Here is a 16,946-nt window from a genome sequence, read left to right on the forward strand (position 1 = left end):
TAATTAGCTAATTAATTATCAAATTATCACATTGTCACATTAACAAATTATATAATGGAAGCTTACGTAAAATCAGATATAGTAAACGGAATTGGTACAATTGAATTTTACCACTATCAAAGTAATTCAATGCCAGGTTCTCAATTAAGAAATTTAGCTACTGAAATTGAAAAATTAGGTAATAATGATGATGTTAAAGTTATCGTTTTAAAAAGTGCTGGTGATAGAACATTTTGTGCTGGTGCATCTTTTGACGAATTAATTTCAATCAAAGATCGTGAAACCGGATTAGAATTCTTTTCAGGATTTGCACATGTAATCAATGCAATCCGTAAAGCACCAAAATTTGTTTTAGCTCGTATTCAAGGTAGAGCAGTTGGAGGTGGAGTTGGAATTGCTTCTGCCGCAGATTATACTTTTGCAACAGAGTTTGCAGCAGTAAAATTATCTGAATTAGCTGTAGGTATCGGACCATTTGTTGTTGGACCAGCAGTAGAGCGTAAAGTTGGAACTTCTGCTTTTACACATATGGCAATTAATGCAACAGAATTCCAGTCTGCACAATGGGCGAAAGAAAAAGGTTTATATGCTGAAGTATTTGCTACTGCAGAAGAAATGGATGCATCTATTGCAACATTAGCAGGAAAATTAGCATCATCAAACCCAGAAGCAATGAAACATTTGAAACGTGTTGCTTGGGAAGGTACTGAAAATTGGGATGAATTATTAATTGAAAGAGCTAAAATCTCTGGAGAATTAGTTTTATCTGAATTTACAATCAAAGCAATTAATCAATTCAAATCGAAATAAGATTTTTCAAATTTATTGATGTATTATTTATTATGAGTTAAGCCACCTTTTAGGTGGCTTTTTTTATAATTTAAAATAGGAATCGTGAAAATGTTTATTTGGTTTGAAATAGATGGTTTTAAAATCAGGAGAGAATATCCAATTGAAGCGTTTAATTAAATCTCCACCAAAAATATTGGTACGTTGAATTTTAATCTGACTATCAAAAAATGAAATAGGAATAGTGTTTAGACTTTGATTTTGAAGATTCAATTGTTCTAAAATTCCAGTTTTGGAAATAATTTTATTTCCAGCTGCATCACTAAATTGAGTTTGTCCGGTTGGATTAATTTTTTCTAATAAATGGTTGTTTTTGACATATTCATCTGAAAAAACAATTGCGCCAGAATATCCTGTATGAAACATAAATTCAGTTTCAATAGAATCTTTATCAATTATAGGAAAAGCATTAAAATATAAGGTGTGATTTGAATATCTTGATTCAAGTTTACCAAAAGATTGAGCGTAATTTGGTAAAACATCATAAACCTTTAATTTATTTGATTCAAAATCAATTTCAATGAACTTATTTTGAAAGAATTTTAATCCAATTTTTCCATCAGTTTCATATCCAGATTGTTTATCAATTAGAATAGGAATAGCTTTATAATGTTGGTTACCTAATGAGACCGAATTGTTTTTACTCATTAATTGATCTGAATTACCAGCCCAAGATGTCACATCCTGAATGGTATCATTAATTTGCATTGATTTTAGTTTTGGCAAAGATTTTTCGATCATCGAAATGTAATCAGAACCAGTATGAAACATTAGTTGAACTGAATCTGTTTCATTTAAAATAACAGGCACAACAATGTTGTTGTATTGTGTTAAACGAAACGGAATTTCGTTATTCGTATTTTGTGCATGAACTAAATTAAAGGTGATAAATAAGTATAAAAAAAGGGAAATCTTTTTCATAGAATTGATTTCCCTAAATGTACAATTATTTGATATTTATATTTTACAATAATCTTTTAAAGTTTTTGTTTTGATATAAATCTTCAAAAATTTCATTTGTTAATTCGTTAACTTTTGCTTGCACTTTATTTCCGCTGCTTAGTCGATGTATTCCTAATGATGTTATATGATTGTAATCGGCTAATTTTGGTGTTAAAAATACATTTAAGGCTATTTCTACTGTATCTAATAAAGTTCTGATTTCGTGATCATCTTCAATTAATGGCACAAATACACCATCAGCACCAGCTTCTTCATATACTTGTGCACGATTCAATGTTTCATTAAATGCTTCTGGATGTTTTGTTGTATATGTATCAATTCTTGCGTTTATGAAAATATCTTTATCCTTAGATTTTAAATAATCTTTAATCGATTTAATTTTTTTCTCTAAAACAGTAACATCGGCTAATTTTCTTGCATTACCATTAGTAATACCGTCTTCTAAATTAATTCCACAAATACCAATATCAACTAATCGTTCAACATAATGATTTAGAATATCTGTGTTATCCGTATAACCTGCTTCAATATCAACCGATACATGAAGTGGAGTAGATGCTTTTATTCTTTTACTAATAAAATAAATCTCATCAAAACTCATATTTTGACCATCTTCATATCCAAGCATATCAGCTACCGGATGACTTGATATATTTATTGCAGTGTATCCAGCATTTTCACAAGCTTTTGTACTTATTGCATCCCAAACATTTCCGATTATTAGTGGTTGATCTGAATAATGTAATTTTTTAAATTCTTCGTAATGATTCATAGTTAAGGTTTTGAATAATGTTACACAACAAATATTATGCTAATATTACTTCTATATATCAATAACATATTCTATAGTATTAATAGACTAATATGTGATTAAAATAGAATATAAAAAGAAAGAGGAGAAAGATTTGACTGATTTATAAAAAAAAAAATCGAACATTAACTGCTCGATTTTTGTGATTCAATATGTTGTATAATATTTTTATGATCAAGAGGAGAGAACCATTTTACTTGTTCATCTTTTTTAAACCATGTCATTTGACGTTTAGCAAATCGGCGTGTATTCTTTTTAATTTCTTCTATAGCAAATTCTTGAGTAAAATTGTCATCAAAAAACTCAAATAATTCACGGTATCCAACAGTTTGTAGAGCGTTTAATTCTTTTAAAGGATATAATTGTTTTGATTCATCTAGCAAACCTTCGTTTATCATTATATCTACACGTCTATTAATACGATCGTACATTTCTTCTCGAGGTAATTCTAATCCAATTTTAACAATGTTAAAAGGTCGGGGATTTGTGTTTTGATTTCTAAAAGATGAAAAAGGTTTTCCTGTGCCACGGATTATTTCAAGAGCACGAGTTACACGTTGTTTATTTTGAATATCGACTTCGTTAAAGTAGGCTAAATCTTTATTTTTTAGTTCTTCTTGTAATTTTTCAATTCCAAATTCTTCTAATTCTTTATTTAATGTTTCACGAATAGATGGGTCAACATCCGGAAATTGATCAAAACCAACAGTAATTGCTTTTTCGTATAAACCAGATCCACCAACCATTACGCAAACATCGTTTGTTTGGAAGTAATTATCTAAGAATTTTAAACCATCACGTTCAAAATCACCAACTGAATATATTTCATGTATAGAAATATTCTGAATAAAATGATGTTTAACTTCAGCCAATTCATCATCCGAAGGTACAGCCGTACCAATTTTCATTTCTTTAAAAAATTGGCGACTATCGCACGAAATAATTTCACAATTAAAGTGTTTAGCAACCTGTATTGCTAAATTAGTTTTCCCAATAGCTGTAGGACCTACAATGCTAATTAATGTTTTTGGATGTGATAAATTTTGCATCTTCTTATTTCAACCTTCGTTTAATTCGGGTGCAAGATAGTTTGTATTTTTAGGATAGAAAAATTCGATAAAAAAAGTCCGATCAATTTGACCGAACTTTAAATTTAGAATTTATTATTTTATGATTTTTGCATCTTCTACGTTATCATATTTAGTGTAGTTTGTTTCCCACTGCATAAAATTGATTACTTCTTTGTTAAAGTATTTCATTCCGAACATTAAAATACCAAAATCATCAATTAAACCAAACGGACCAAATAACGCTTCTGGGATAATATCGATAGGAGATACAATATATACTACCGCTAAAAATCCGAATACAAGATTTGATAATTCAGGTTTGTACTGTTTTTTTCTGAAAGCGGCAATCATTCTGAAAAAAGCTTTTACTTTATCAAAGAAAGATTTGTCTTGTTGTGCTTTCATCGCAGCAGCACCTGCTACTTTAAAAAACTTAGATTTGTTCATTTTCAATATTTAAAATTTTGATTAACGTACTATGTAATACAAAGTATATGCCAAAACAATAAATATAGATTTAATTATCAATTATTGAATTCGCTATGAATTAATCTTCAGTCACTAATTCTTCTTCTTCAAATTCTCCATTTTCATTTTTTCCAAATGCAGAACCATAAGGAGCCTCTAAAAATGGGATAATACTTTTATCATAATGAGCAATTGTGTTTACATTCATTATTTCGATGTTTGTTTCATTATCTAAATATTCCTCATCTTCATCACCTGCAAAAAAACGCCAACCACTGTCTTGTTTATTGTCAGGTTCTTCACGATACATGTAGTTTATTGATTGTCCATCAACTAAAATTCTGTCAGTTACTAATCCATAACCCATAGGTTTTGTAATAATTTCACTAACCTCATCCATACTTTTAGTAAAAATTTTATCTGTCATAATCGTTTATTCGTTTTAATGTACAAAGATTGTTATTATTTTATGATGAAACGAATTTTATAAATTTAAAATTCCGTCGGAATATTTAGCTATAAAATCATTTCGGTAAACTTCTCCCATTGGAATATTGTTTTCGTTGATATACACAGTATGATTATCAAAAGAAGTAATAGGATTGGTGTTTACAATATAGGATTTACTTACACGTAAAAAAGTATCTAAATCAATTTTTTGATGAATTGTTTTAAGATTCATAGCAGTAATTAATTTTTGCTGTTGCGTATGTATCACAACATAATCTTTTAAACCTACTATATATAAAATATCGGCAAGCATAATTTTATAAAATTTGCGATCAGCTTTTATAAATAAATATTCATTAGTATTAGATTCTATTGAATTAATATTCTTTTGATTTTGCAGCAAATGGTGATAAATTTATTAAGATTTGTTGATGCCCATGTTGTAGATTCATCACCATAATCGTAAGTCTAATTGGTTAAATTAACATAACCTTTGTAATGATCTGCCAAGGTTAAAAACTATAATTGATCTGCATGACTGATATCTAATCGAGCCTTATGATTAATATTTTCTTCGAATAGTTTGTTATCAATATTAGGCCATTTTGTTAATGTGTTAGCTTAATTCAAATCAATTTTTGGTGTTTGTAATTGATTTATAATTCTTACAATAAAAATGCAATTATTATTAAGAAGCAATATTTTATAATTGTATTTTTCAAAATGTCAATATTTCTTAATCAGACATTAAAATATATGCTGTTGGCCTTATTTATTTAATTTAAAACATTATATCATATTGATAAAGATATAATTATGAATATTTATTCAAAATGATTTGAATTGATTTGAAAATGAATTATAGAAATTTACTTAATAATTTTATATGACAACAACTTGATTTACTCATAAAAATTGACAAACAATAATTGACAAACAATTTTAAATATAGAATTAGAAAATATCTTAAATTTGTTTTTTAAAAAATATACTTATTACATAAATTAAAATGAGTTTAGAAGATCAACTAAAAGCATTATTTCCAGATCATATTCCTACACCTGAAGAAGAAGTAGAGGATCAACCGCATGAATTATTTGTTCAGAAAGAACCTCTAATTTGTAAGTTTGAAAAAAGAAAAGGAAAAGTAAATACTATCATTGAAGGTTACGAAGGAGAAATTGAAGATTTTAAACTTTTAGCAAAAGAAATTAAACAATTTTTAGGTGTTGGAGGTAGCTTTAAAGACGAACAAATAATTATTCAGGGTGATTATCGTGATAAGATTATGGCGTACTTAAAAGATAAAGGATTCAAAGTTAAACGCGTAGGTGGTTAATAACTTTATTTGATAGATAAAAATATCCGTAGTATTTTAGTTGTTTATTTTTAATATTAAAAACCATGAGTAAAGCATCATCAGAATTGATATTAAATGCAGACGGAAGTATTTACCATTGTAATATTAGACCAGAACATTTAGCAGATATAGTTATCACGGTAGGAGATCCTAACCGTGTTGAAAGAGTTTCACAACACTTTGATACAATAGAACATAAAGCATCTAAAAGAGAAATTGTTACACATACAGGTACTTACAAAGGAACACGTATGACGGTGATTTCTACAGGTATGGGAACTGATAATATTGATATTGTTTTTTCTGAATTAGACGCATTAGCAAATATTGATTTAGAAACAGGAGAAGTAAAATCAGAATTAAGAAAGTTATCTTTTGTTCGTTTAGGAACTTCTGGTGCTTTACAAGCTGATATTCCTGTAGATTCTTATGTTATTGGTTCACATGGTCTTGGGTTAGATGGTTTATTACATTATTACAAAGGAAGTGAAGATGTAATGATGCCAGAAGTTGAAGACGCTTTTATCGCTCATACGAATTGGTCTGAGAAAAAAACTAGACCTTATTTAGTTGAAGCCTCAGAATCTTTGATGAATAAATTAGTTTCTAATCAAACTAAACAAGGTATAACAGCAACAGCTTGTGGGTTTTATGGTCCTCAAGGTCGTTTTTTACGATTAGAACCAAATCCAGCAGATATTAATGAATATCTAACTTCATTTTCTCATGGTGATTTAAGAATTACTAATTTTGAAATGGAAACTTCTGCAATTTACGGTTTAGCTAAAATGATGGGACACGAAGCATTATCTTTAAATGCTATTGTTGCAAACAGAATTTTAGGTGAATTTAGTAAAGATCCATACACAACTGTAGACAATATGATTGTTTACGCATTGGATCGTTTAGCACTATAAAATAAAAATTATTATAAAAACCGGTATACAAAGTATATCGGTTTTTTTTTTGAATATGAATACAATTGACCAATAAAAATATTATTGGAAATTACTTACGGTGCACTTTACACTTTTGGAGTAATGTATGGTAAAGAATTAAAAATTGAAGGAGCAAGTTATATGTTTTTGAGTATTGCAACATCAAGAATTTTTAGTGGAAAGCTAATTGATAAAGGTTGGATTAACCAAGTTAATATTTTAGGAATTTCATCAATTGCTCTTGGTTACTTCTTTATTGCATATCCAATTTTAGAATCCTTTTATTTTATTGGTTTAGGTTTTGGAGTCTCGATTCCAGCATTTCAAACTCAGTTCATGAATATGACAACTCCGGAAAAAAGAGGATCAGCAAATTCTACTTTTTTTATTGCGATAGATTTAGGATTAGGAATTGGAATGGTTGCAGTAGGTAAATTTGTTGAAACTTTAGGTTTTCAAAAATTATTCTTAATGTCAGGAATTTTATGTGTTATAGCAGTTTTTTACTATTACTTTGTTTCTTTACATACGTATAACAAGTATAAAAAGTCTAAATATTACATTTTTAGTTTAACATAATATTATATTAATCACACAAAAAAATCCGCCTAATAAAGACGGATTTTTTATTATTGATACATTAGTTTTTTAGCTTGATCTATAGCTGCATCTGTAATATCTGAACCAGAAATCATTTGAGCAATTTCTTTAAGTCTTTCATCTTCAGACATTTCAACAACATTAGTTTTTGTCATATCATCAACAACTTCTTTATAAACTTTGATCTGATAATTACCTTTAGAAGCAACTTGTGGCAGGTGAGTAATTACTAAAAGCTGCATATTTTCAGCCATAGTCTTCATTACTTTTCCAGTTTCGTTCGCAACTTTTCCAGAAATTCCAGTGTCAATTTCATCTAAAATTAAAGTTGGTAAATGGGTATGAGTTGCTAATAACTTCTTGATTGCCAACATTAAACGTGAACGTTCACCACCAGAAACAGATTTTTCAAAAACCCTTGGCTCCATTCCTTTGTTCGCAGAAAATAAAAATTGAACTTGATCTTTTCCTGTAGGCGTAAAATCAGAAACTTCATCTAATTGAATCGTCAATTGAGAATTTTCCATACCTAATTGAGATAGGGTAGATAGAATATTTTCTTTAATCGTATAAATAGATGATAAACGATTTTTTCTGATTTTACTTGCAATTTTTTCAAGATCTGTGGAAATTGAATTTAATTGTTTCGTTAATTGAATAATCAAATCACTTAAATTATCAAAACCTGAAGTTTGCGTTTCTAATTGATCTCTTACAATAATTAAATCTTCAATTGTGTTCGAATTATGTTTTCTTAATAAACGATGAAGTAAATCAAAACGATCATTTAATTCTTGTAATTTCTCAGGATTTAATTCTGTACTTTCAATTCTTGCTTGTAATTCACTCGCAATATCATCTAACTCAATTTTTGAAGAAATCATACGTTGATATAAATCTTCAATATCAGATGCATAGCCACTAATCTTGTTGATTTTATTACTTGCTTCATTTAATTGAGAAACAATTCCCATTTCTGGGTGATCCAAAAATTGATACGCTTCTCCTAATGTTGCAAGAATTTCTTCGACATTAGCAAGTGATTTTATTTCAGCTTCTAAATTTTCTAACTCATCTACACGTAAATTAGCATTACTTAATTCTTCCCAAAGGTGAAGTTTATAATCTAAATCTTGTGATTGATTTTCTAATGAATATTGAGCTTCTTTAATTTTCTTCTTCACACTTACATAATCGGTATATAATTTTTTATACTTTTTAAGTAAGTCTTTATTTTCACCATAAATATCTAACATACTCAACTGAAAGTCATGTTCGAAAATTTTTGGTGTATTAAATTGTGAATGAATATCAATTAATTGTTCAGACAATAAATGTAAATCATTTATTTTAACAGGAGTATCATTGATAAAAGCACGCGATTTTCCCGAAGGTAATAATTCACGACGTAAGATAGATTCATCTTCATAATCTAAATCATTTTCTTCAAAAAATTCTTGTAAGTCTAAGTTTTTGATATCAAAAACTGCTTCAATAATACATTTTTCATTACTGTTTTTTAATGCTTTAAGATCAGCTCTTTCCCCAAGAACTAATTTTAATGCACCCAAAAGAATTGATTTACCAGCTCCGGTTTCACCAGTAATAGTGGTCATTCCTTGATGAAAATCAATTTCTAATTGATCTATAATTGCAAAATTATTGACACGTAATGTTTTAAGCATTTCTATTTTTTCAAATTATTCCAAATACTTGAATTCTTAGGAGAGATTGAATTGAAAGTTTCTTTCATTTTTTCTACATTAACTGATGAAACTTGACCTCCTCCAAAGATTTTTCCTATCTCATCTTTTTTCGCAGTCATAAAAATTTCTAATGGATAGAATTGAGCATAACTCCCTCTTGTATAAAACTCTAACTGTAATAATGCATTACCAATTGCATTTTTACCACGTAATTCATTATCCGCCATAACATCTAAACCGTTACGGTGATATTGATAATTTAATGTACGTAATGTTTTATTATCTGCTTTTAAGATGTTGTTGATTAATGAAGTACGTGATTGTAATCCATCTAATTCACTCCATCCACTGAAGCGAGAACTTTGACCAAAGTTTGAAATACGCTGAGCAGTTTTAAAATACTCTGTTCCTCCATCACGACTAAAAGAATCTGCATCATAACCCAAAATCAAATAAACATAATAGGTAATTACATCTGTTAGATTTTTACCACTAAACTTTCTTTCATTAAAAATTAATTCTTCATATTCAGTATATTCAAATGTGAAGTTTGTATCATTTAAATTCAAAAGTGGAGTGTAGTAAGTCGAGTTGAAAACAGGTCGACGAGATTGTACCTGGATACTGGCGGTAAATCTATTATTATCTCTTTTTGAAACTAAAATTAAAAAATTAGCTTCAATTCTTTCGTGAGGTTTTAAACGATCATCTGTCCATTTAGTCGAATTTATAAAATTGATTAATGAACGTTGTAATGTTTCATATACCTGAGTATTAGAACTTTGTACTTGTGAATAATCCACTTTTACATCAGCCATAATACTTTGTGAAAGTGCTACAGTACAAACACATACAGAAAAGAATAATGATGCTAATTTTCTCATTTTATAGTTTTTTTACAATGACGTTTAAGATATCTTTTGCAACATCAGCTTTTGATTTAGCATCAAAAGATTGCATCGACATATCTTTGTCAATAATAGTAATTTTATTGGTATTTTTTTGAAATCCTGCGTCTTTATCTTGTAAAGAATTTAACACGATAAAATCAAGATTCTTTTTTGCTAATTTTCCTTTTGCGTATTCTTCCTCGTTATTCGTTTCTAAAGCAAAACCAACTAATAATTGATGTTTTTTAATTTCTCCTAAAGATTTTAAAATATCAGGATTCTTCGTTAATTCTATCGTTAAATCCTCATCATTTTTTTTAATCTTTTGGTCTGCAACTTCTTTTGGTCTGTAATCTGCAACAGCAGCAGACATAATTACAACATCAGCTGTATCATATTTTGCATGCATTGCTTCATACATATCACGAGCAGAAATTACATTAGTTCTTTCAATTGGGAAACCAGCAACAGATTCGTGACTTGGTCCTGAAACTAATTGAACATTAGCACCCATTCTTGAAGCTACTTTTGCAATTTCAAATCCCATTTTTCCAGAAGAATAATTACCAATAAAACGTACTGGATCTATGTTTTCGTATGTAGGACCAGCAGAAACAACTATGTTTTTACCAAAAAGAGGTAAAGTTGATGCGATATGATTTTCCATAAAAGAAATAATATTTTCTGGTTCAGCCATACGACCTTCACCAACTAATCCACTTGCTAATTCACCACTTTCGGCAGGAATTAAAATGTTACCATTTTTTACAAGTTGATCAATATTTTCTTTTGTTGTTGGATGTTGATACATATCTAAATCCATAGCAGGAGCAAAGTAAACAGGACATTTTGCTGATAAATAAGTTGCTAATACAAGATTATCACATGTACCATCGGCCATATGCGATAATGTATTTGCTGTGCATGGAGCTATAATCATATAATCTGCCCAAAGAGCATATTCAACATGATTATTCCAATCACCTTTATCACCAAAAAACTCCCATTCAACTGGATTTTTTGATAAAGTTGAAAGAGTAAGAGGAGTAACAAAATGCTGAGCATCCGGAGTCATTATAACTTTAACTTCAGCACCTTGCTTGATAAGTCCTCTAACAAGAAAAGCGGCTTTATAGGCCGCTATTCCGGCAGAAACTGCCAATAAAATTTTCTTACTATGTAAAACAGACATTATTTATCCTCATTTGGATTTCTGTAGTAAACATCGTTATCTAACCATTCTTTAACCGCGATTGAAGTCGGTTTTGGAAGTCTTTCGTAAAATTTAGAAACTTCGATTTGCTCTCTGTTTTCAAATACTTCCTCTAAAGAATCAGTATGCGCAGCAAACTCATCTAATTTCTGAATTAATTCAGATTTCATTTCTTGATTAATTTGCTCAGCTCTTCTCCCCATAATAACAATCGATTCGTAAATGTTTCCAGTTTGCTCTTCGATTTTTGTACGGTTGTAAGTTTGTGTTGTCGTTGCAGCACCGATATCTTTGAAATTCATATCAAAAAGAATTTTATATAATTAACTTATTTTATTTGTTGTTTGCTAAAGCTTGTTTTTTAGCTTTTTCAATTTCAGCTAAATCTTTTTTAGCTTTATCTAAATCTGCTTCAATGTTTTTTAACAACTTTTCAGCTTCAGATTTATATTGTGAATTTGGGTAAAACTTAGTAAGCTGACGATATTGAGTTCTTGCTTCTTGTAAACGTAAGTCTTTATTTTCAATACGGCTAAAGTTAATTGCTAACTCAGCTTTAGATCTTAAAGAATACATCATAGCTTCCTCACGGAATTTAGAATCTGGATACTCATCAACCATGTTATCAAAAGCTACACCAGCAGCTTTATATTTCATCGTTTTATAATAAACTTTACCAATTTCAAAGGCTTTTAACTCTAATTTTTGACGTAATTCTGTGATGTATTTATTCGCATCATTTACGTGTTCAGAATTAGGGTATGTGTTGATAAAACCTTGTAACTCATCAATAGCTGTAAAAGTACTCGTTTGATCTAAGTTATACTTAGGAGAATCTTTATAGTATGAAAAAGCTGAAAGGTATAATGCTTCTTCAGCACGTTTATCCATTGGATATGATCCCGAAAAGTTTTTAAATAAGTGACCAGCTAATTTAAAGTTTTCATCTTTAAAATGTGAGTCAGCTGTATTATAAGCAATATCAGAGGCTTCATCAGTTCCGACAAATGATGTTGAAATTCGATCATATAATTCAATTGCTTCAGTATATTTTCCTTGTTTATATAACTGAGTAGCAATATTAAAGATCTCATCTTTATCTGTACTTTTCATGGCTTTATTATATTCTTTATTACAAGAAGATAATGCAAGTCCAACTAAAACTATTAAGGTTAGTTTTTTTAACATTCTGCAAATTTAGTAAAAAAGAAGACTAATGTAAAAAATATTTACATTAATCCCTATTTAAAAATAAAAAAGTTATTATTCAGCTCCAGCTACATCTAAGCTAACGATATCACGATCGAATAAATATAATCCACCTTTATCGCTTCCAATCATTTCTAATTTGTCTAGTACAGTACGTGCTAAACGTTCTTCCTCTATTTGTTCAGAAACAAACCATTGTAAGAAATTATGTGTAGGGAAATCTTTGTGTTCTAAAGTTAAGAATACAATTTCGTTGATTGATTCAGACACGAAAATTTCGTGCTTTAAAATTGCAGAAAAAACATCTTTTAAAGAATCAAAGTTTTGTGCAGGCTCTTCGATCTGAGGTACGAAAGCTTTCCCACCACGTTCGTTAACGAATTTAATTAACTTTAACATGTGAGTTCTTTCTTCGTCAGCGTGTGAGTATAAGAAATTTGAAGTTCCTTCAAATCCTTGACACTCTGCCCAAGATGCCATTGCTAAATATAATTGAGAAGAATCTCCTTCTAATTTGATTTGTTTGTTTAATGCGTCTAATACTTCTTGCTTAAGCATAATGTTTTGTATTTTAAGATTAAAATTGGTTTAATAAATCAGCAATTTTTGCTGTTAAATTGTCCGTAGCTTGTACTAATGGTAAACGTACATAAGGTTGACAAACTCCTTTCTTAGCTAAAACAGCTTTGATTCCAACTGGATTTCCTTCTTCGAAGATTGCATGCGTAATTTCAACTAATTTGTAGTGAGAATCATAAGCTGCATCAACTTCTTTATTTAATCCTTTACGAATCATATCTGTAAAAATTTCAGGTAAACCTTGTCCCATTACAGAAATAACTCCTTTACCACCAGCTAATGTCATCGGTAAAGCATATTCGTCATCACCAGATAATACAATAAAATCTTCACGTGTATTTAAACGGATGATATTTGTTGATTGTAAGAAATCTGGAGAAGCTTCTTTAATAGCTACAATGTTTTTAAATTCATTTGCTAAACGAACTGTAGTTTCTGGTGCAATATTAGATCCTGTACGTCCTGGAACATTATATAAAATAATTTTAGCATCTGTACTTTCAGCAATTGCTTTATAATGTTGGTAAATACCTTCTTGTGATGGTTTATTGTAGTAAGGAGAAACAGTTAAAATAGCTACATAATCAGATAAATCTGTTTCAGCATATTCTTTAATAATTTCAGCAGTATTGTTTCCTCCAATACCTAGAACCATAGGAACACGACCATTGTTTACCTTTTTGATAGTAGCAACAACTTCTTTCTTTTCCTCTTTAGTTAACGTTGCAGATTCTGCTGTAGTTCCTAAAAGAACTAAATATTCAACACCTCCTTCGATTGAATAATTAACTAAATTTTCTAAACCGTTGTAATCAACGCTACCATCTTGGTTAAAAGGTGTAACTAACGCAACACCTGTTCCGATCAATTCTTTCATCTTTATTAAATGTTTTTATATGAAATCCATGCTAAAGGTCGTGATTTAAATTTAAAATTTCAAACCTTAACATTTATTTAGATTTTGATTTAAAATAAATTAAATTTAGGGATAAATCAAAGAAAAATCTGCAAATTTGCATTTAATAATTTTCGATAATATCACTTTTCAAAAGTAATCAATAATGAAACTTTTTAAAAATAATATTCTTGCTATTTCTATGATTTTGCTTACCTCTTGTAGCACTTCATATCATCAATTAGCGCCAGAATATAAGGCAACTTTGCCTATTAATTCCGAGATAACTTCGGATGCTTCAATACAATCTATAATTTCTCCTTACAAAGAAGAGTTAAAAGCAAAAATGGATCGTGTTTTAGCTTATGCTCCAATAGATTTACACAAAAATGGATATAGTTCTCCTTTATGTAATTTAGTTGCAGATGTTACTTTTGAAACTATTAATGATTTATATATAAAAGAAGGCAAAGGGAATATTGATGCCGTATTGTTAAATTATGGTGGTTTAAGAAGAACTTTTACTGCTGGTGATTTAACAGTAGGAAACATTTTTGAATTGGCTCCATTTGAAAATGAACTTTTTGTGGTACAATTAAAAGGTGAGACAATTAAAGAAATGGTTGATTTTTATTTTAAACAAACCGTCGCTCATCCTGTAGCCGGAATCACTGCGACTTCTACAGAAGATATTAAAATAGGTCGAGAACCTTTAGATTTAAACAAAACCTACAATGTTGTTACAAGCGATTATTTATATAATGGTGGTGACAACATGTTTTTCTTTAGTAAATCATTATCAAAAGATGTCTTAAACATCAAACAACGTGATTTGTTATTAGACTATTTCGAGAAAATTGATACAGTACAAGTAAATACGAATAAAAGAATTTATAAATAATGGAAAGAAGAGATTTTATTAAGAAAACATCTTTTGCAGCTGGATTAACTTTACTTCCGACTTTACCATTATTAGCAAATACAAATGATGTAAAGCGAATTACAATTTTACATACAAATGATCAACATTCACGTATCGAGCCATTTGAAGTTTCTTCAAATAAGGCAACTTCTGACAAAGGAGGATTTGCAAGACGTGCAACAATGATTCATAAAATTCGTCAAGAAGAAAAGAATGTTTTATTATTAGATGCTGGAGATGTTTTCCAAGGAACGCCCTATTTTAATATGTTTGGTGGTGAATTAGAGTATAAGTTAATGACAAAATTAGGTTATGATGCGGGTACTTTAGGAAATCATGAATATGATAATGGGTTAGAAGGTTTACAAAAAGCTTTACCACATGCAGGATTCGATTTAATTTCTTCTAATTATGATTTTTCAAATACAATTTTAGATGGTGCTTTTAAACCATATAAAATCATTAAAAAAGATAGAATTAAGATTGGGATTTTTGCCGTTGGAGTTGAATTACATGGTTTAGTTGATCCGCGTATGTACAAGGAAACTAAATATTTAGATCCGATTGAAATTGCACAACATTATGCGAATAAATTACGTCACGAAGAAAAATGTGATTTAGTCGTTTGTCTTTCTCATATTGGTTACAATTACGAACGCTCTAATCAGGTTTCTGATTGTATTTTAGCGCGTAAAACAAAAGATATAGATGTAATTATTGGTGGTCATACACATACATTTTTACCTGAACCTGAAGTTCATCAAAATGCAGATCACAAACCTGTTTTAGTAAATCAAGTTGGTTGGGCAGGATTGTATTTAGGTCGTATAGATTTTAATTTCCAAAAAGGTAAACTAAAAGGATTTACTTCTTATAAATTAGATGAAATGGTAATTAACGAATATGTTTAATTCCAATTTGATATAAATATTTAAGCCACTCTGTTGAGTGGCTTTTTTTATATGAAAATTTTTCAAGAAATTTTTCCACTTTAATTCGGAAATTTTGTAACTTTATTACAAAGCTTAAAATATGGCAACAGTTGAACTAAAACGCAGAAAAAAAATAATTAATGATTTACCAGAAGTAAGTGACTTTACAAACGTCTATTTTTATGTGAATCATTACAATGTTGACCAAGAATATATCCAGATTTTGGATGAATTATCTGGTCTGAAAGACGAAATTATTTCGAAATGGTTAAATATTACGACACGTACATACCGTAATTATAAAACTAAAAATGTTTCGTTAAAAGATAATACAAAGGAACATCTTGTTTTGATTCTTTCCTTATATAAACACGGTTTAGAGGTTTTTAATACAAAAGAAGAATTTGAGCAATGGTTAACTACACCTAATTTATTATTGGATCATAAAGCACCAATGGATTATTTGGATACAGTTTCAGGTTTGAAATTTATTGATAATCGTTTAACTGCTATCGAATTTGGTGAAAACGTATAATTATGTTCGTATATAATATCCGAAAAGAAAAATACGCCAATTCGTTACGCGCCTCTGGAGTTGCCAACAGATGGAATAAAAATGACGAATTTGTAATTTATACCGGAAGTTCGAGATCGTTATCTACTTTAGAATTAGTGGTACATCGAAGCGGAATTTCAATTGATAATTCGTACAAATTAATGGTTATAGAAATCGACTGTCTTGATGATGAAATTTTAGAAATTAAGACGAAAGATTTGCCTAAAAATTGGCAAAAAGTTGAAGCTTATCCAAAATTACAAGCTATTGGTTCAAAATGGTATCAGGATTTTAAGCATTTAGTAATGAAAGTTCCTTCTGCGGTTATTCCGAAAGAATATAATTTTTTGATTCATACTAAACATCCTGATTTTGAAAAGAAGGTGAAAATTTATGAAATTGAGGATTATCAGTGGGATAAACGATTGTTATAGGAGAGATGTTTCTAAAATGAATAAAAAGCTGAAATAAATTCCTTTAGATTTGAAAATCTTAAATTGTAATAAAAAAAAAGAAGAGAATAGAGTTTGAGTAC

At 29.3% G+C, this 16,946-nt stretch carries 21 protein-coding genes; 8 read left to right on the forward strand and 13 right to left on the reverse strand.

What is annotated here, in order from left to right:
* Positions 1-54: 54 nt before the first annotated feature.
* Positions 55-810: an enoyl-CoA hydratase/isomerase family protein gene (locus EAH69_RS10025; protein ID WP_121935070.1), complete on the forward strand. Its 756-nt coding sequence runs from the start codon at positions 55-57 to the stop codon at positions 808-810.
* A gap of 63 nt (positions 811-873) precedes the next feature.
* On the opposite strand, the gene EAH69_RS10030 is transcribed toward EAH69_RS10025, so the two are convergent.
* The 6 genes from EAH69_RS10030 to EAH69_RS10055 form a co-directional block, all read right to left on the reverse strand.
* Entirely contained in the window at positions 874-1,770 is an 897-nt protein-coding gene (locus EAH69_RS10030) for a hypothetical protein (RefSeq protein ID WP_121935071.1), read from the reverse strand.
* 43 nt (positions 1,771-1,813) lie between these two features.
* The gene (locus EAH69_RS10035) at positions 1,814-2,584 is read right to left on the reverse strand and encodes an isocitrate lyase/PEP mutase family protein (protein ID WP_121935072.1); all 771 of its coding nucleotides are present in this window, start codon (positions 2,582-2,584) and stop codon (positions 1,814-1,816) included.
* A gap of 164 nt (positions 2,585-2,748) precedes the next feature.
* A complete protein-coding gene (gene miaA / locus EAH69_RS10040; RefSeq protein WP_121935073.1) occupies positions 2,749-3,672 on the reverse strand; it encodes a tRNA (adenosine(37)-N6)-dimethylallyltransferase MiaA in 924 nt (307 codons plus the stop codon).
* A 114-nt stretch (positions 3,673-3,786) separates the two neighbouring features.
* Positions 3,787-4,140, reverse strand: a complete 354-nt coding sequence (locus tag EAH69_RS10045) for a YkvA family protein (protein WP_121935091.1) — start codon at positions 4,138-4,140, stop codon at positions 3,787-3,789.
* Between the two features lie 100 nt (positions 4,141-4,240).
* Positions 4,241-4,588 carry a DUF2185 domain-containing protein gene (locus EAH69_RS10050; RefSeq protein ID WP_121935074.1) on the reverse strand — a complete coding sequence of 116 codons (348 nt, stop codon included), beginning with the start codon at positions 4,586-4,588 and terminating at the stop codon, positions 4,241-4,243.
* Positions 4,589-4,645: 57 nt separating this feature from the next.
* Positions 4,646-5,014 carry a LytR/AlgR family response regulator transcription factor gene (locus EAH69_RS10055; RefSeq protein WP_230466779.1) on the reverse strand — a complete coding sequence of 123 codons (369 nt, stop codon included), beginning with the start codon at positions 5,012-5,014 and terminating at the stop codon, positions 4,646-4,648.
* A gap of 606 nt (positions 5,015-5,620) precedes the next feature.
* Between EAH69_RS10055 and EAH69_RS10060 the strand changes: the two genes are divergently transcribed.
* From EAH69_RS10060 to EAH69_RS10070, 3 genes are all read left to right on the forward strand, one after another.
* Positions 5,621-5,950 (forward strand): translation initiation factor, encoded by a 330-nt coding sequence (locus EAH69_RS10060; protein WP_121935075.1) that lies wholly within the window; start codon positions 5,621-5,623, stop codon positions 5,948-5,950.
* A 65-nt stretch (positions 5,951-6,015) separates the two neighbouring features.
* Positions 6,016-6,888, forward strand: coding sequence for a nucleoside phosphorylase (locus tag EAH69_RS10065; RefSeq protein ID WP_121935076.1), 873 nt, complete (start codon positions 6,016-6,018; stop codon positions 6,886-6,888).
* Between the two features lie 84 nt (positions 6,889-6,972).
* On the forward strand, positions 6,973-7,488 hold the full coding sequence (locus EAH69_RS10070) for an MFS transporter (RefSeq protein WP_121935077.1): 516 nt from the start codon (positions 6,973-6,975) through the stop codon (positions 7,486-7,488).
* A 50-nt stretch (positions 7,489-7,538) separates the two neighbouring features.
* Here EAH69_RS10070 and recN read toward each other — a convergent pair whose 3' ends face one another.
* The 7 genes from recN to dapA form a co-directional block, all read right to left on the reverse strand.
* Complete coding sequence (gene recN / locus EAH69_RS10075) at positions 7,539-9,194, reverse strand: DNA repair protein RecN (RefSeq protein WP_121935078.1); 1,656 nt, start codon at positions 9,192-9,194, stop codon at positions 7,539-7,541.
* Between the two features lie 2 nt (positions 9,195-9,196).
* Positions 9,197-10,099: a type IX secretion system protein PorD gene (gene porD / locus EAH69_RS10080; protein WP_121935079.1), complete on the reverse strand. Its 903-nt coding sequence runs from the start codon at positions 10,097-10,099 to the stop codon at positions 9,197-9,199.
* A gap of 1 nt (position 10,100) precedes the next feature.
* On the reverse strand, positions 10,101-11,297 hold the full coding sequence (coaBC, locus tag EAH69_RS10085) for a bifunctional phosphopantothenoylcysteine decarboxylase/phosphopantothenate--cysteine ligase CoaBC (RefSeq protein ID WP_121935080.1): 1,197 nt from the start codon (positions 11,295-11,297) through the stop codon (positions 10,101-10,103).
* Positions 11,297-11,620 (reverse strand): DNA-directed RNA polymerase subunit omega, encoded by a 324-nt coding sequence (locus EAH69_RS10090; protein ID WP_121935081.1) that lies wholly within the window; start codon positions 11,618-11,620, stop codon positions 11,297-11,299. Before EAH69_RS10090 ends, coaBC begins: the two co-directional genes overlap by 1 nt.
* A gap of 31 nt (positions 11,621-11,651) precedes the next feature.
* Positions 11,652-12,506 (reverse strand): outer membrane protein assembly factor BamD, encoded by an 855-nt coding sequence (locus tag EAH69_RS10095; RefSeq protein WP_121935082.1) that lies wholly within the window; start codon positions 12,504-12,506, stop codon positions 11,652-11,654.
* A gap of 75 nt (positions 12,507-12,581) precedes the next feature.
* On the reverse strand, positions 12,582-13,085 hold the full coding sequence (locus EAH69_RS10100; protein ID WP_121935083.1) for a ferritin: 504 nt from the start codon (positions 13,083-13,085) through the stop codon (positions 12,582-12,584).
* Positions 13,086-13,104: 19 nt separating this feature from the next.
* Positions 13,105-13,983 carry a 4-hydroxy-tetrahydrodipicolinate synthase gene (gene dapA / locus EAH69_RS10105; protein WP_121935084.1) on the reverse strand — a complete coding sequence of 293 codons (879 nt, stop codon included), beginning with the start codon at positions 13,981-13,983 and terminating at the stop codon, positions 13,105-13,107.
* A gap of 184 nt (positions 13,984-14,167) precedes the next feature.
* Here dapA and EAH69_RS10110 point away from each other — a divergent pair, with 184 nt between their 5' ends.
* The 4 genes from EAH69_RS10110 (at position 14,168) to EAH69_RS10125 (ending at position 16,845) form a co-directional block, all read left to right on the forward strand.
* Positions 14,168-14,902, forward strand: coding sequence for a 5'-nucleotidase C-terminal domain-containing protein (locus EAH69_RS10110; RefSeq protein WP_121935085.1), 735 nt, complete (start codon positions 14,168-14,170; stop codon positions 14,900-14,902).
* On the forward strand, positions 14,902-15,834 hold the full coding sequence (locus tag EAH69_RS10115) for a bifunctional metallophosphatase/5'-nucleotidase (protein ID WP_121935086.1): 933 nt from the start codon (positions 14,902-14,904) through the stop codon (positions 15,832-15,834). Before EAH69_RS10110 ends, EAH69_RS10115 begins: the two co-directional genes overlap by 1 nt.
* A gap of 121 nt (positions 15,835-15,955) precedes the next feature.
* Complete coding sequence (locus EAH69_RS10120) at positions 15,956-16,390, forward strand: antitoxin Xre/MbcA/ParS toxin-binding domain-containing protein (protein WP_121935087.1); 435 nt, start codon at positions 15,956-15,958, stop codon at positions 16,388-16,390.
* A gap of 2 nt (positions 16,391-16,392) precedes the next feature.
* On the forward strand, positions 16,393-16,845 hold the full coding sequence (locus EAH69_RS10125) for an RES family NAD+ phosphorylase (protein ID WP_121935088.1): 453 nt from the start codon (positions 16,393-16,395) through the stop codon (positions 16,843-16,845).
* Positions 16,846-16,946 lie beyond the last annotated feature (101 nt).

The organism is Faecalibacter macacae, from assembly GCF_003687725.1.
Lineage (GTDB): Bacteria > Bacteroidota > Bacteroidia > Flavobacteriales > Weeksellaceae > Empedobacter > Empedobacter macacae.

What these genes read in the sequence shown, in the direction of transcription:
- porD (WP_121935079.1), bottom strand. Translation starts at nt 10,099, where the DNA reads ATGAGAAAATTAGCATCATTATTCTTTTCTGTATGTGTTTGTACTGTA.
- EAH69_RS10025 (WP_121935070.1), top strand. Translation starts at nt 55, where the DNA reads ATGGAAGCTTACGTAAAATCAGATATAGTAAACGGAATTGGTACAATT.
- miaA (WP_121935073.1), bottom strand. Translation starts at nt 3,672, where the DNA reads ATGCAAAATTTATCACATCCAAAAACATTAATTAGCATTGTAGGTCCT.
- EAH69_RS10090 (WP_121935081.1), bottom strand. Translation starts at nt 11,620, where the DNA reads ATGAATTTCAAAGATATCGGTGCTGCAACGACAACACAAACTTACAAC.
- EAH69_RS10120 (WP_121935087.1), top strand. Translation starts at nt 15,956, where the DNA reads ATGGCAACAGTTGAACTAAAACGCAGAAAAAAAATAATTAATGATTTA.
- dapA (WP_121935084.1), bottom strand. Translation starts at nt 13,983, where the DNA reads ATGAAAGAATTGATCGGAACAGGTGTTGCGTTAGTTACACCTTTTAAC.
- EAH69_RS10035 (WP_121935072.1), bottom strand. Translation starts at nt 2,584, where the DNA reads ATGAATCATTACGAAGAATTTAAAAAATTACATTATTCAGATCAACCA.
- EAH69_RS10065 (WP_121935076.1), top strand. Translation starts at nt 6,016, where the DNA reads ATGAGTAAAGCATCATCAGAATTGATATTAAATGCAGACGGAAGTATT.
- EAH69_RS10060 (WP_121935075.1), top strand. Translation starts at nt 5,621, where the DNA reads ATGAGTTTAGAAGATCAACTAAAAGCATTATTTCCAGATCATATTCCT.
- recN (WP_121935078.1), bottom strand. Translation starts at nt 9,194, where the DNA reads ATGCTTAAAACATTACGTGTCAATAATTTTGCAATTATAGATCAATTA.
- EAH69_RS10125 (WP_121935088.1), top strand. Translation starts at nt 16,393, where the DNA reads ATGTTCGTATATAATATCCGAAAAGAAAAATACGCCAATTCGTTACGC.
- EAH69_RS10095 (WP_121935082.1), bottom strand. Translation starts at nt 12,506, where the DNA reads ATGTTAAAAAAACTAACCTTAATAGTTTTAGTTGGACTTGCATTATCT.
- EAH69_RS10100 (WP_121935083.1), bottom strand. Translation starts at nt 13,085, where the DNA reads ATGCTTAAGCAAGAAGTATTAGACGCATTAAACAAACAAATCAAATTA.
- EAH69_RS10030 (WP_121935071.1), bottom strand. Translation starts at nt 1,770, where the DNA reads ATGAAAAAGATTTCCCTTTTTTTATACTTATTTATCACCTTTAATTTA.
- EAH69_RS10115 (WP_121935086.1), top strand. Translation starts at nt 14,902, where the DNA reads ATGGAAAGAAGAGATTTTATTAAGAAAACATCTTTTGCAGCTGGATTA.
- coaBC (WP_121935080.1), bottom strand. Translation starts at nt 11,297, where the DNA reads ATGTCTGTTTTACATAGTAAGAAAATTTTATTGGCAGTTTCTGCCGGA.
- EAH69_RS10110 (WP_121935085.1), top strand. Translation starts at nt 14,168, where the DNA reads ATGAAACTTTTTAAAAATAATATTCTTGCTATTTCTATGATTTTGCTT.
- EAH69_RS10045 (WP_121935091.1), bottom strand. Translation starts at nt 4,140, where the DNA reads ATGAACAAATCTAAGTTTTTTAAAGTAGCAGGTGCTGCTGCGATGAAA.
- EAH69_RS10050 (WP_121935074.1), bottom strand. Translation starts at nt 4,588, where the DNA reads ATGACAGATAAAATTTTTACTAAAAGTATGGATGAGGTTAGTGAAATT.